Annotated in this window: 1 protein-coding gene; it reads left to right on the forward strand. The window is 42.4% G+C overall.

Going from position 1 to position 472, the window contains the following annotated elements:
• The coding region (locus C1I89_RS34800; RefSeq protein WP_181391127.1) for a hypothetical protein at positions 1-388 on the forward strand (388 nt) is incomplete at its 5' end.
• Positions 389-472: the final 84 nt, after the last annotated feature.

Here is a 472-nt window from a genome sequence, read left to right on the forward strand (position 1 = left end):
CGCTGCGAAAATTTTTATTGATGGTGAAAATACTGACTCCGGGCGTCAGTATTTTGGCGTTTACGTTAGCGATACAAATGCCCCTGCCACTGATTTTCGTGAAATCATTGAAAACGGCAAGGGTAATTACACTATTTTAAATGCAGTCGACAAAGAAAACGACACCTGCGCCCTGGAATGTGGTGTTAATATTGCTAAGTACACTGGTATGCCTGGTCTTACTGATCTACAAATGCGTGGAACGGTTACAACAAACCCCAGCAACCAGATTTCATTTATGGTGTGGGGTTGTCCTGACACCGCTCGTGACTCTCTTCCTATTAACTTTCAGGTTCGCATAGAGTACCTTGTTGTACTTACAGAACCCAGACCTGCACCTATCTCATAAAAATTATTTCACCAAACAAACAACAATTTTTAAAAGCGGGGTCGCGTGAGCGACCCCAAGACACGTGCGTTAAAAAAAAAAAAA

Origin of the sequence: Achromobacter pulmonis, from assembly GCF_002885955.2 — a bacterium.
Lineage (GTDB): Bacteria > Pseudomonadota > Gammaproteobacteria > Burkholderiales > Burkholderiaceae_B > Achromobacter > Achromobacter pulmonis_A.